Source organism: Caldivirga sp. (genome assembly GCF_023256255.1).
In the GTDB taxonomy this organism is placed as follows: domain Archaea; phylum Thermoproteota; class Thermoprotei; order Thermoproteales; family Thermocladiaceae; genus Caldivirga.
The window spans coordinates 52355-65987 of the sequence record NZ_JAGDXD010000028.1; the positions used below are offsets into that span (position 1 = coordinate 52355).

Annotated in this window: 10 protein-coding genes; 7 read left to right on the forward strand and 3 right to left on the reverse strand. The window is 43.2% G+C overall.

Annotated features, from left to right (window positions below; genetic code table 11):
• Positions 1–33: 33 nt before the first annotated feature.
• From Q0C29_RS04675 to Q0C29_RS04695, 5 genes are all read left to right on the forward strand, one after another.
• Entirely contained in the window at positions 34–2814 is a 2781-nt protein-coding gene (locus Q0C29_RS04675) for an MMPL family transporter (RefSeq protein ID WP_291999497.1), read from the forward strand.
• Positions 2815–2892: 78 nt separating this feature from the next.
• On the forward strand, positions 2893–4116 hold the full coding sequence (locus Q0C29_RS04680) for a DUF1743 domain-containing protein (RefSeq protein ID WP_291999498.1): 1224 nt from the start codon (positions 2893–2895) through the stop codon (positions 4114–4116).
• A gap of 24 nt (positions 4117–4140) precedes the next feature.
• Positions 4141–4920, forward strand: a complete 780-nt coding sequence (locus Q0C29_RS04685; protein ID WP_291999499.1) for an HAD family hydrolase — start codon at positions 4141–4143, stop codon at positions 4918–4920.
• A 155-nt stretch (positions 4921–5075) separates the two neighbouring features.
• Complete coding sequence (locus tag Q0C29_RS04690) at positions 5076–5390, forward strand: 50S ribosomal protein L14e (protein WP_291999500.1); 315 nt, start codon at positions 5076–5078, stop codon at positions 5388–5390.
• Between the two features lie 65 nt (positions 5391–5455).
• The gene (locus tag Q0C29_RS04695; protein WP_291999501.1) at positions 5456–6466 is read left to right on the forward strand and encodes an RNA-guided pseudouridylation complex pseudouridine synthase subunit Cbf5; all 1011 of its coding nucleotides are present in this window, start codon (positions 5456–5458) and stop codon (positions 6464–6466) included.
• 5 nt (positions 6467–6471) lie between these two features.
• On the opposite strand, the gene Q0C29_RS04700 is transcribed toward Q0C29_RS04695, so the two are convergent.
• Complete coding sequence (locus Q0C29_RS04700) at positions 6472–7668, reverse strand: mandelate racemase/muconate lactonizing enzyme family protein (protein ID WP_291999502.1); 1197 nt, start codon at positions 7666–7668, stop codon at positions 6472–6474.
• A gap of 336 nt (positions 7669–8004) precedes the next feature.
• On the opposite strand from Q0C29_RS04700, the gene Q0C29_RS04705 reads away from it, so the two are divergent.
• The gene (locus Q0C29_RS04705) at positions 8005–8550 is read left to right on the forward strand and encodes a hypothetical protein (protein ID WP_291999503.1); all 546 of its coding nucleotides are present in this window, start codon (positions 8005–8007) and stop codon (positions 8548–8550) included.
• 121 nt (positions 8551–8671) lie between these two features.
• A complete protein-coding gene (locus Q0C29_RS04710) occupies positions 8672–9370 on the forward strand; it encodes a GNAT family N-acetyltransferase (protein WP_291999504.1) in 699 nt (232 codons plus the stop codon).
• Positions 9371–9954: 584 nt separating this feature from the next.
• Here the strand turns inward: Q0C29_RS04710 and Q0C29_RS04715 are convergent.
• Both Q0C29_RS04715 and rtcA read right to left on the reverse strand, forming a co-directional pair.
• Positions 9955–11724 (reverse strand): hypothetical protein, encoded by a 1770-nt coding sequence (locus tag Q0C29_RS04715; protein WP_291999505.1) that lies wholly within the window; start codon positions 11722–11724, stop codon positions 9955–9957.
• A 718-nt stretch (positions 11725–12442) separates the two neighbouring features.
• The gene (gene rtcA / locus Q0C29_RS04720; RefSeq protein ID WP_291999506.1) at positions 12443–13507 is read right to left on the reverse strand and encodes an RNA 3'-terminal phosphate cyclase; all 1065 of its coding nucleotides are present in this window, start codon (positions 13505–13507) and stop codon (positions 12443–12445) included.
• Positions 13508–13633 lie beyond the last annotated feature (126 nt).

Below are 13633 nucleotides of genomic sequence, written 5' to 3' on the forward strand. Positions count from 1 at the left end.
CCATTTCATTGTGTGGAAAACTATTTATTAGCAATGTGTTATGGGTTCTGGTGTTTCAGTAACCGTAGGGTTGTGTTAAGCATTGTAATCATTGTGGCTTGGATCACACTTATATTAGCTCTGATTCCATACGCACCATCAGCGTTTAAGATACTAGTGTACAGCGATAGTAAGGTGCTTCCACAGTGGACTGAGGCTAAGGCCGCCTCCAATATAGTTAGCGAGTATTTAGGTAATCAAACAGGCTTAGTTGTGATACCGGTCTACGTGGGTGATGTTAATAATTCGCATTACGTGCTCAGTAACATTGATGGTGAATTAAGGTCACTTAACTTAACTTACTACGACTTAAATAGTGTTTATGATGAGATTATTAGCCGCTACTACGCTATTACCAATGATACAGTTAAGAAGTACTTAAGCAACTATACTGATGTTGTGTGGGAGATCTACGTTAATGAATCATCACTATGCAGTGAATTATACAATATCAGTAATGAGTACTACTCCACGCTCAGTAACTACACGTTAACGGTAAGTGAATTCGGGAACTTCTTCACGTCATTTATGAGGGTTTTCTTCATGAAATTATCAACAGTAGGATACTCATACCCAGTGTGGTATGTTATAAATGAAACTGGGCAAGTCCTACTTAGCAATGGTAATTACTCAAGCTGGCTTAAGCCATACTTGGTTTACTTCATTAAGTACCTGAACTATTCAATAGGTGATTTACCTATTTACAGTTTAAACATAGGTATAGTTAAGAAGGCTCTCTCTGCATCTTACTATTCAACATTATCTAGGATAAACGGCACCTACGTGCCAATACTAAGGAACTTAACTAAAAGTAACCCATTAGCCCCACTCATGATTGCCCTTGGCCCCAACCCCCCAAGAACCCTTACCGCTAGGCTAGTGGCCTCTCAGTTCATTAACTCAACACCCCCATTACTTAAACCATACTTAATTCAACTGGCATGCGCTAATGAATCCCAGGTTAACGTCACTATTAGTGAACTTAACTCCTCATTAAGCTTCGTGGTTTTGTCAGCGTACAGGAAGCCATCATACTCCTACGCCAACAACATAACTAATGGTTCACTATACTCAGGTGGATATGCACTGGTTATAGTTGACTCCACTAATGATACGGAAGTTAACAATCTGTTCATTAACTATGATTATGCTTACCCATTTTCAACAAGTATAGTTCTAAGCCAGTTATCAGAGATAATAGAGAAGGACGTACCTATGATTGATGAGGTTAGTGGAGTCTCAGTACTATTAATGCTACTCTTCGTGTTAGGTACATTAGTAGCACCTATAATCATATTGATGATGCTTATCCTATCCTATGGTGCAGTTCTTGGCGTTGTTTACTTCCTCGGTAAAATGGGGTTAACTGTGTATTACTTAACAGTATACATGATATCACCCATAGTGTTCGGCATTGGTGTTGATTATAGTTTACTGGTTATCGGGAGATACTTAGAGGAGAGGAGGAGGGGTTTTGATACATTGCATGCATTAGGTGCTATAAGGCGTTTCACAATACCAACCATACTCACCTCAGGTAGTGTTGTAGCCGCAGGCCTAGGCTCATTCATAGTCTCTAATTACCAGTACATTCAAGTGATTGGATTATCATACATTATCACTGTTGCCTTCGTTATACTTGCAACAACAGTTGTTCTACCATCATTAATACTTCTAATGAATGATAGGATCCTATGGCCAATGGGCCTTAAGTCATCTACAAGGGAATTAAGTACTAGAGTGATTATTAAATTAACCAGGTCCTCCCTAAGAAGGCCTTGGTTAATCATAGCAATTGCCCTAGTGCCCACCATACTCTCAATACTCTTCATCATTAAGAACCCCATTACCTCAGACCCCCTCCTACTAATGCCTAGCACTAAGTCAGTTTACGCATTCAGCATCCTGAGGCATTACTTCCCCAATTACGTTGAGTCGACGCAGTACGTGATCCTTGAACCCAATAATGCCAATGCCCTGCAATCACTGGTAAGTAGCATTAATTCCCTCAACTTCACCAGGAGCGTCAGCGTGGCTTATAATTCATCTACAATAGCAATACTTAAAGTAACCACAAGTTATAATGCCCTCTCAGATAAGTTAATACCAGTTTACGTGAAGCTCAGTAACTTAGCGAACCAGGTCGCTGACGAGTATGGCATTAAGGTAATTATTGGTGGGGATGCAGCCAACAAGTACTACTTCGTTAGGGTTTTTGAGGATCAATTTTACAGTAAAATAGCGATACTGATAATTGCTTTGAACATTTTAATACTATCCCTAGCTTTAAGGAGCATAGTAGTCCCCTTAAGGTTACTGGCCACCGTGATGATTAGTATTTCCTGGTCGCTGGCTATAAGCCAATTAATATTCTATAAGCTGCTTGGAGTTGAGACATACTGGCTACTGCCAATAATACTCTTCGCTCTACTGACGAGCGTCGGTACTGATTACGATATATTCATAGTAACGAGGGTTAGGGAGGAGGTTACTAAAGGTAAGAGTGACCCTGAGGCAATATTGACCGCCATCGAGAACACTGGCCCAATAGTGACTGGAGCCGCCTTAGTGTTGGCGATAGCCTTCATGAGCCTCATGGTTTCCCAACTATACATACTTAGGGAAATAGGCTTCACCGTTGGTTTAAGCGTCCTAATAGACGCCTTCCTAATAAGGCCAGCTGTAATGCCTGCTATAATGGTTTTAGCAGGTAAGTATAATTGGTGGCCATCAAGGATAAAGATAAATCAAGGCAGTGTAATCCCAGCTCAATAGTTTACCTTAATCCACGTTAATTCATGGGTCGCGTTAAGTTAATAACAAGTGTGCTCCAGTAAGCCACTGGTTAAAGGTATGATTATTTGGGTTGGTATTGATGACACTGACACGTATGATAAGGGTTGCACAACCTACGTAATGTACAATATGCTTAAGGAATTCCTCAGAACCAGGGGTGAGTGGAGGATTATTGATTACCCTAGGTTAATTAGGCTTAACCCAAACATACCGTTTAAGACAAGGGGGAATGCTGCAGTTTCAGTGGGCCTTAATGTAGATGAACCAGGGGAGGCATTGGAGCTAGCTGAATGGGCTGTGGACTCGTATTCACATAGGGTTGGTAAGACGAGTCCAGGTATAGTGATTTCAACCAATAATAGTGAACACTGGATATACTGGAAGGCCTTAACGGACGTCATCCCCATGGATGTGGCAGTTAGGTGGATGAACAGGTTGGGTGTAATCCACAGGGGTGGCAGGGGAGTTATTGGAGCCTTAGCCTCAGTAATGGCTGACTTAAGGCTAGACTCCACCCTGGAGCTGCTTGCCTACAGTGAATCAACCCCTAAGCCGAGAATTCCCCTTAGTCTCGTTAAGAGGTTGAATGATTCAACAAGTCCATTAACCTTCGAGAACATGAGTGATGGGCACATTCTAATACAACCCCACGGTAATGATCCAGTGGTTTTCGGTATCAGGGGTGATTCACCCTATCACATCATTCACTTCGCCTCATTCCTAATTGATGAAATTGACATTGAGCCAAAGTGGTTAATTTACTTGACAAATCAGGCTACTGGCCATAATCTTAACAGTATTGTAAATAAACCGTACACGACTGGTTACATTGAGGGTTCCGTGAGCGGCATGAGGCAAGTGGGGGGTGGTAATATTGAGCTTAACGTTGGTTCAACCCAAGTGTTCACCTATAGGCATTATGGGTTTAAGAGTGTTGACAAGGCAACTTACCTAATAGCCTACGGTGGGGTTAAACCTGGGATCAGCGGCCTAGACTTATACATGGAGGGTGGGGTTGCTTTAATGATTAAAGGTGTTGCTAGGAACCCAAAATGCCCTAGGTGCGGTGGTAGCCTTGAATCCACTGGTAGGGTTGGGTTACTTAAGTGCCCTAAATGTGGGCTAATCACTGGGTTACCTAGGCAAGTAAGCTACAGTAGTGAGGTTATTCTAGAGGAGCCGAGGAGCGTTGAGGTCAGGCACCTTCACAAGCCCATTACTAGAGTAGGCTTGGAGGGCTTAGTTAAGGTATTTAATAGACCGTCCTTATGGATAATTTAAAAACCTGCTCATTGAGAGTTAACTGTGGCGGAAAGAACAAGGGTAATAACGTTTGATGTATATCAGACAGTGCTTGAGTATGGGGATGCGTTAATTAAGGAGATTGGGGAAGCCATAAGTAGGTATTATAGGGAGATAGGTTATACTGTTGATTCAAGTGTAGTTACTGACTACTATAAGTTAATGGAGAGGGAGGTTAGGGTTAATAGGGTTATGAACCTACTATACACACCACCCATGGAGAATACTAGGAGGTTAGTTAAGAGGATTGGGCAAAGGTACGGCATACCCTTCTCAAACAGGTTGGTTAATGATCTTCAAAGCATCATAGCCGACACTGTGATCAACTCACAGAACATTAAAGTCATAGAGGGTGTTGAGGAAGTGTTCAGTATACTTAAGGAGGAGGATTGGTTAGTAGGCATTGTGTCGAACGTCATATTCTGGCCAGGTAGGGTATCTAGGGCACTCTTAACCAGGTTTGGCCTATGGAGATTCATAGACTACGCAGTCTTCTCCGATGAGGTGGGTTACCCAAAGCCGCATCCAATAATATTTGAAACCCTCATAAACTCACTGGTTGGGGATAGGGTACCGGATGTGGCTGCGCACGTTGGTGATAATATTCAGGAGGACTTCGTTGGGGCATTAATGTACGGCATAGTAGGGGTACTTTATGATCCAGGCGGCTTATACACCCCAGTTAATTCAAGCCCATATGAGGCAATTAAGTGTAAGGCGTATGTAATAAGAAGAACCAAGGATGTCCTAACACTTGTAGATACCCTAGCCAAGTGTAGTTAAGCATAAGGTGTGGCCAATATACTCATGCCCCATTATGCATAACCATAATTGGGTTAAGTCATTTCACGGTGCATTAAGGTGGTGTGGGAACTATGCTTAGTTTAAGTGGTTCAAGTACCATAAAGCATTTTAAGGCTTGCCTCTAGGGCTTAATCATGCCTAAGGTTTTTGATGTTGGGAGGGTGTGCGTTAAGCTGGCTGGTAAGGAGGCTGGGAGAATGTGCGTTGTCGTCGACATAGTGGATGAGAGGTTCGTTATTGTTACAGGCCCCAGGAATCTGACCGGCGTTAAGAGGAGGAGAACAAACATTAAGCACCTTGAGCCAACTGAGTATAAGATTGAGATAAGTAAGGGTGCCTCAGATGAGGAGGTGGCTAAGGCCATTGAGGCAGCTGGGTTAGTTGACGTTATGAAGAAGGGTGTTCAACCTAAACTCTTCATGGTGCCCACGGTTAAGGTAACTAAGTGAATTATTGTTTAAACCCTAAAACCGGTAAGTAAATAAAATTCTCAAAAGCAAGGAGGCAGTGGTTTATGTCTAGTGTAGTTAACTGCGGTGGTGAAAGGGTAATTAAGGTTAAGGTGAATGAGGATACTGATCCAAGGTATGGTGTTAACCCATATGAAAGGAGGATTGAGGAGTACATTAATTATGGTTTCATAATCCTTGATAAACCTAGGGGGCCTACAAGTAGTGAGGTTGTTGCGTGGGTTAAGAAAATGCTTAACATTAGTAGGGCTGGGCACTCTGGCACACTTGACCCAGGGGTATCGGGTGTGCTTCCAATAGCCTTAGGTGACTCAACTAAGGTACTGCAGGGCATAGGTAATGTTGATAAGGAGTACGTGGGAGTCATGCTGCTGCACTCAATGGTGGATCAGGAGAGGGTTAAGGCTGTCTTCAGGGAATTCACGGGTAAAATATACCAACGCCCACCCCTAAAGAGTGCGGTTAAGAGGAGGATTAGGGTTAAGACAATCTATAGCCTAGACATAATGGAGTTCGACGGTAGGTACGTTCTCTTCAAGGCTGATGTTGAGTCAGGAACCTACATTAGGAAGCTATGTTACGACATTGGTGAGGTTTTAGGCGTTGGCGCAAGCATGAGGGAGTTAAGGAGGACTAGGGTTGGCTGCTTCAGGGAGGAGAATGCGGTTAACCTTGACACGTTAAGGGAAGCTTACTGGCTTTGGAGGGATTACGGTGATGAGTCACTGCTTAGGAGGGTAATTAGGCCCGTTGAGGAAATGGTCGCTCACTTACCTAGGATTTACATTAGGGACTCGGCAGTGGACGCTGTAGCCCATGGTGCATCATTAGCTGCACCAGGGGTTGCTAAGGTTGAGGAGGGTATTAAGAGTGGGCAGTTAGTAGCCTTAATGACGCTTAAGGGGGAATTAGTGGCGCTGGCTGAATCCACCGCATCAACGGATAGTATACTCAGCATGAGTAAGGGAATCGTAGCTAAGCCAACTAGAGTTATTATGCCAAGGGGGGTTTACCCATCAACCTGGAGGAGGACTAGTAAGCAGGCCAGTAACTAAACTCACTAGGAGCCATACCTCCTCCACGTACCCTTAATCACCCACACGGGTTCCTCCTCATGGAAGGGCTCCATACCTGTAAACTTCAACTCATCAAGCAACCTCTCATTAACAGTTACCCCAAGACCCGGCCCACTGGGTACTGTGTGGTAACCATTATTGAGTTTAAAGGCATTACCAACTATGTCGCGCTTCCACTGGGGCCAAAACTCGTAGAAACTCTCCTGAATCAATACGTTGAAGGTGCCTGCATCGAATTGAAGAGTGGCGGCGTGTTGAATAGGGCCGAAGGCATTGTGAGGAGCTAACTCTATACCATAGGCCTCGGTTAATGCCCTAATCCTACTCATTCCAGTGAAGCCTAGGGCATTAGTTATGTCTGGTTGAAGAACATCCACTAACCCCCTCTCAATTAACTGAAGGGCCTCCTCAATACTTATAATCCTCTCGCCCGTAGCTATCCTAACCCTCGTAGCGTTCTTAACTTTACCAAGCCCCTCCATGTTTAGGTCAGGGTGAATCGGCTCCTCTATGAACAATGGTTCAAAGGGCTCCATTGCCCTAACCATCTGAACCGCTGTATTAACGTTAAACCTACCGTGAACCTCAATAAGTATATCCACGTTCTTACCCACAGCCTCCCTAACAGCCCTAACCCTCTCAACAGCCTCCTCTAAACCGGCCTTATCCATTGAGTCAAAGTATGGGCCAAATGGATCAAACTTCATGGCTCTAAAGCCCATTGAAACAACCTCCTTAGCCCTCTTAGCAAAATCCTCAGGGGTGACGCAATCCGAGTACCAGCCATTAGCGTAAACCTTCACCTTATCATTAATCAACCCACCAATTAACTGGTACACTGGTGCCCCATAGTATCTGCCCAATATGTCGTAAAGGGCAATGTCAATTGAACTATAGGCTGTAGCGGACTCAAAGGACCTACTAATGTAGAAGTCATGCTTATACCACTCCCTGAAAATATACTCAATCCTAAAGGGATCCTTACCGACAACAAGCCTCCTAACTTCCTCAATAGCCTTAACAACCTGGTTAACCCTAAGAGTCGGTACAGCCTCACCATAACCCACCTGTCCATCTGAAGTAACAACCTTCACTATTATTGAAACAGAAGCCCACGGACTAGCCTTGGCGGTAGCCAAGTCACTAACCGGGTAAACCTCCACATCCTTAATAACAGCCATACTGCTAAGATGCTGCACCCCTTTTAAGCTTTAAAACCTGTAGAATACGCTTATTGAATAGTCAAAATTGAAAGGTACTGTATTCATTATTCTAGAGCCAGCCCCATTACTATGTGTTTAACTCTTGCAGCTTACGTAGCACACGTTATAGTAACCTAAGGGTACTGTACATTACCCTACCTCAAGTGGGTTAAGCGCGTACCCTTAGTTGGCTTATAAGAAGTCTAGGATTATGCATGAGGGTGTTGAAGATACTATAGGGAGATGAATGAAATTAGAGTAACAATCATGCTTTAGAGCAGAATGTTTTAAACAATACGCATACGTGCGTGTTCGATGATAAAATTTCAATTAGCCATGGTGACCAGTTTAACGGCCGGCTTAATCATACTGGTGGTTCTAATTTTAGTGCCAGCGATTCCACTTAAATCATTATTCCAAATGCCACTAGTCCTCATACTATGGTTCTTATGGATACTTGGAGTAGTAACATATAGGCTGCTCAGTAACTCCAATCTACGTTCCTCAGCTTACATACGTAAATACACGCCCTACTCATTGGCCTTAACCCTACTATTCATAGTAATGGGCATTATTCACCAGTGGTTAGCCATGGAGGTATTCCTCATGGCTGGGTACTCCTTCGAATTGGTGGCAGGTCTCCTACTGTATGATGATTTCAAGTTAATTATAGGAAGGGGGAATGCGTTAGTGTTCTTAGTGGGCATAAGCCTCTTCATACTTTCCCTACCCTTAACCATATTTAAAGTGCCTTGGCCGGCAATGGCAGGGGTCTTATTGAAAACAGTTAGCATAGCTAGGGTAATTACTAAGGCTGGGTCAAATACCCCTATTGAGGAAAGGCCCCCTAAGGCAACATAGTTTACACACATTAGGTACTAGTTTCCCAGACCCTAGGCATTAACCTGCTATTAAATACCTGCACCACCTAATTTTCCAGAGCCATTAACAATGTTTATAAATCCATAGGGGGCTTATCTTCATGGATTTTACGATTAGGAAGGCTGCATTAAGCGATATTGACCAGGTGGTTGATTTCACCAGTAGTACATTCCCCTGGGGTGATTATGTCCCAAGGGCGATTTATGAATGGGTTAAGGCCGGGACTGCCTACGTTGCTGTTAGGGATAATGAGGTGTTGGGTGTGTTGAATATGGTTAACATGGGTAATGACACTGTTTGGCTTGAGGGGCTTAGGATTAAGCCTAATTATAGGAGGATGGGTATAGGCAGGGCCTTAACAATGTACGCTATTAGTGAGGCTAAGGCCACGGGGGCTAGGTACGTCATGTTGATGATAGCTGAGTGGAACAATCCAAGCCGCAACTTGGCTGAGTCCATGGGCTTTAGGGGAGTCTTAACACTACATGCTGGTGTTGCTGAACCATCAAGCGTCAGGGTTGTTAAGGGTAATGAGGCCCTCAACTACATTAATGATGCGTTAAGGTTAACGGGAGGCTACTTCTGTACACTGGCCAACCACTGGTCCTGCACTAGGGCTAATGCAGAATACGTCTCATCAATGGTTAATGAGGTTTACGTAGGCTGGGGCATTGGACTTAGCCAATTCTCAGTAGGGCCACCAACAACGCCCATAGAGTCTGAGGTACTGGCTACGGAACCTGGAGCGTTTAGAAACTATTACGGTAAGTATACGGTTTATGAATTAACCCTAGGTTAAGTTCAGTAGTAATCCAAAGGCCTAACTCAGCCCAATCTCATACTACCTAACTGCAATGGTCGGCATACTCATAGATCTTCCATCATTATTTAAGATCCATAGGAATGCTAGACTAGGCTATATCGAGAGGAAGCTAGAACACCTAATACCCAATTGACCCAAGTAACCTAACTCTCATTTACCCAGCAAGCATTCTTCGCGTTAACATTCACTTTCAGATCCTCCTTATATATCGAACCACGTAAAATACCCATAGCTTAGTTCCTTCAGTTCTTCTACTGAAGTTGAGAGGGAATATGGGTAATACGCCTCATCCAAGGGCCTAATTCATGGTAATACCTTGCGTAAACTCATGATAAAGAGGGGCTATTCAAGTGCATAGACTAGGCAAGGTGCTTAATGCAGATCCGGCGGAACTCCTAAACCTCCTTTCTGCCTTAACCAATACGAGAACCCTGACCCTCTAAGATAAGAAGATCAGGCTCTTACCTATGTTTTAATTTAAATTCTAGTAGTTAACCTATTTAAGAGAATGAGAAACAAACCTGTTTTTATTTTAAAAGTTAAGTATTAGCATTTTGAGTTTAGGAATTACCCATACTTGGGGTCATGTAAATCGGTAGCGTCTTAGGTGCCTCAAGTACCCATGGTACTGGCTTTATGAAAGTTGTCATCATTGTCCCATTACTGAAATAGGTCCAGTGGTCTGCGAAGGCGTATTTACCACCAACATATATTGTACCATTAAACATTCCTCCAAGCCAAGTCCAACTAGTCCAGTTTACACCCGGTGCAGTGTAGACGTATGTTAATATGCCCTGTGGTTTACCACTGGCATTAACGAAGGTTATTGTTGGCGTTATTTGTCCATTAACCTCGAAGGCGAAGGTATATATGGGCACATAATCACTTTGATAAGGCGGTGGGATGTCATAGTCCGCCAGAATTACTAAACTGAAGTTATAGGTACTTAGCATCTTTCCGTTGGCTAACTCAGCATAGGTGCCTGGCTTAACTACGACCCTTATATTACCCACTTGCAATGTGTAACTCTGCCCAGATACTGCATTAACGGTAACTGTTTCACCAGCCACAACCACAAAGGCTGGTGTATTGCCATAATATGGTGCCCCAAAGCCAACCTCAGACATTGTATCGCCCTCTAGCGGAACCAGGGTGAAGTCCATGGTTTCGTTATTTATCTGCCAAGAGGCGGTAGTTGCGTTGTAGATTAAGTATGCCGTGATGTTAACATGCATATCGTAGAGTGCTGGATAACCGGATTGACCAGGTGCAACCCAGCCTAGGAATACTGTTTCATTAGCCGTAACGGTGGCTGAGGCTCCACTTGGGTTAAGTGTTATTGATACCATTGGTGGAATAGCAGTCCCATTCGGAAGCAGATTCTGTGAATAGGTTGCAGCGAATATGAAGTAACTATCCCAATTGTTGAAGAAATTCTCAATATTGCTTAAACCCTTGTAAACGCCAGTCTTTAAGCCAGGTGGTAATTGACCGTTAACACTTAATGTAGCTGAAGATGCAAAGTACTGGGCTATTGCATTTGGTGGGAATTCCGCGGCCATACTGTTGATCTGCCATAGGAAGGCCTCAAGCGCCTCATTAGCCTCCAATGCATGTTGAGATGGATAACCAGCTATTACTGCTGATGGTGGTAACTCGTTACCAATCCACGTTAATTGCGTTATGAGTGGTGTCTCATTAATTATCTTCACAGTAGCTACCGCAGACGCGTTGAAGACATGGAGATATATTGGGTCATTAGCTGGCGCAACAAAGTACTGAACCACTGCTGAGACCTGGAATGTATCACCATTAATCTTCTTCACCGTTGGTAACGCTGTAGTATAGAAATAGACTGTCTCATACGTGCTGAAGAAGTTTGCTAACCACGTTGAGTTAAAAGTACTGTAGCTATATACACCTGGATAGGGAACACCCATTACTTGTGCAGTGAAGTTTAGTGATAGGAGTGGTAACACATCAGACGGTGATTCAATAGCTATACCATCTAGGAAGTCTAGGAATACACCTAAGGCGCTATTAGTCTTGTATACTAACATAACGTGGTTATCACTTGACATTGACTGTACAGTCGCCGTAATGGTACTGGTGACTGTACTAGTGGTTGTTGATGTTACGGTGGATGTTGTAGTAACGGTGGTCGGCATCGTTGTGGTTGTCGTCACAGTTATTGGTGTTGTTGTAGTTACAGTTGTGGGAACCGTAACCGTTACTTTAGTTGGTGTTTTAACTGCAAAGTACCCAGCCAACCCGAAACCCACTACCGCTAACACGGTTACTACTATTAAGCCTATGGTTTTAGCATCCATAATGCACCATAGTTCATTAAGTTAATTTAAAGAATTTTCGATTTTTATTACAATTCACTTACAAAATCCTCGCATATTGCATTTAAATTTTAGCCGTTTATGGTGAGATACCCTAGGTGTTAGCTTTAAGAGAATTAGAGGCAATTAACGAATAGTAACACACAAGGTATTACGGACTGAACATGGCTTACTTAATTCATCAACAACACTGCCAATCAATGAAACAACCTTGGTCAGGACTAAACCTGGTAGAGTTCCTAAATCTAACTCTTTCGTTTTTAGATTCTGCAGCAATGGATACTTACAGTCAATTCATAAGTCCACTGCTACTTTTTTAGATTCTGCTTGTTACGCTAGGCATTCTATAATGTCCTTATAAATGCCTTTCAATTCTTTTTTAGATTCTGTTGTGGGTTTTTAAGTTTTGTTTCGTGGGTTTATGGTGGGTGCTTCTTCGAAACCGGGACTGGCACCATAAAACCCACATTACACCTTCGAAGATAAGAAACCCTACCAACAATAATAAACAACACCAACAAAAGACAATAAACAATAAGACATGAAGTAAGCAAAATGAGATAATAAATAAAGTAACATTAAGCTAATAACATTAAGCAAGATTACTTAATTATTAAACTCATTATACATTCTGGTTTAAGCCCAATGGTAACTGGCTGTAAGTAGAATTTCGTATACCATTGTATGTATATATTATGATTTAAGGCTTCTTTGATGTGATGATCGGGTTAATGGTTATTTTAACTTTCTTACTATACTTTACGGCTTCTATCCTGGTGTCTAGGAATAATTTAACAATGCTTATATTAGTTGATAGGTGTGATGTTAGGTTTGCTACAGTGTACTCTGAGTTGCCTTCCGCTAGGGCTAGGAATGGAACAAGCATGTCACCCATGTGGTCGTCGAAGGCTGCCCCCGCGTTAATTACCGTTGTAAGTGCCTCTGCAGCTTCCCTACCAACCTCCTCCGCTGGTTTACCACGTTCTCCTAGTGAATCAGCCCCAATCCTCTGTCCATTAATGGACTCGGCCCATAGTGTTATTCCGGAGCCAGGGCCTAGGTGAGGGTCTTTACCCTGCTCATAATACTCGAGGCTTATGTTGGGTTTTAAGCCTAGTTTACTTAAATAATCCTCAGCAGCCTTAGCTTGCCTAACCGCTACGTGGCCTGGCAACCTAACGGCGTGGGATAGGCCCCAGATTCCCCTTAATTCACCAAGCTCAGTTATGTTGACTGGCTTAAGCCTACTGGCTGGCTTAACAGTGACCTTAACCTTACCACCACCCCTCGGGTAATGGCCTCTCCTAATTAATTCCACGTTAACCCTCACGCCCATTAAGGATAGGTTATGGGCTAGTACAAAGCGTACGTAGTCTATGGGAGGGGCCTTAGGCACATCTGTGCCGCCGGTTATGTCAAGGGTGACTTCACTGCAGTTAACTACGGCTAGTACGGGCAGTAGCGTTTGAAGCACTAGGCTTATGCTCCCAGCAGTACCAATATCAATACTGTAGCTACTGCATTTAACTTTCCCTGGTTCAAATGTTAGGCTTAAAGACCCCTTATAGGCTCCATCAACCTTAGCATCACTGATCTTGGCAGCAGCCATAACGCTAGCTAGGTGTTGAGGCTGTAATCCTGGATTACTCCTCTTGGCTCTAATGTTAATTATCTTGAAGGGTTTACCGGTAACTATGGATAAGGCTAATGCAGTCCTCAGTATTTGCCCACCTCCCTCACCCATTGATCCATCTATAGTTATCATAATTATAGCATCCACTAGGCTCTGTTAATAAACCCTGAGCATCATCTGAGCATTAGTCATTATTTAGTATTGGTTTAAGTGAACCTAAGCATATTTAAAGGCTTCTCAATAGTACTGGTAGTGATG

Coding starts and splice junctions, on each gene's coding strand:
- rtcA (WP_291999506.1), bottom strand. CDS start 13,507: ATGATAACTATAGATGGATCAATGGGTGAGGGAGGTGGGCAAATACTG.
- Q0C29_RS04675 (WP_291999497.1), top strand. CDS start 34: ATGTGTTATGGGTTCTGGTGTTTCAGTAACCGTAGGGTTGTGTTAAGC.
- Q0C29_RS04690 (WP_291999500.1), top strand. CDS start 5,076: ATGCCTAAGGTTTTTGATGTTGGGAGGGTGTGCGTTAAGCTGGCTGGT.
- Q0C29_RS04705 (WP_291999503.1), top strand. CDS start 8,005: ATGATAAAATTTCAATTAGCCATGGTGACCAGTTTAACGGCCGGCTTA.
- Q0C29_RS04680 (WP_291999498.1), top strand. CDS start 2,893: ATGATTATTTGGGTTGGTATTGATGACACTGACACGTATGATAAGGGT.
- Q0C29_RS04695 (WP_291999501.1), top strand. CDS start 5,456: ATGTCTAGTGTAGTTAACTGCGGTGGTGAAAGGGTAATTAAGGTTAAG.
- Q0C29_RS04710 (WP_291999504.1), top strand. CDS start 8,672: ATGGATTTTACGATTAGGAAGGCTGCATTAAGCGATATTGACCAGGTG.
- Q0C29_RS04700 (WP_291999502.1), bottom strand. CDS start 7,668: ATGGCTGTTATTAAGGATGTGGAGGTTTACCCGGTTAGTGACTTGGCT.
- Q0C29_RS04715 (WP_291999505.1), bottom strand. CDS start 11,724: ATGGATGCTAAAACCATAGGCTTAATAGTAGTAACCGTGTTAGCGGTA.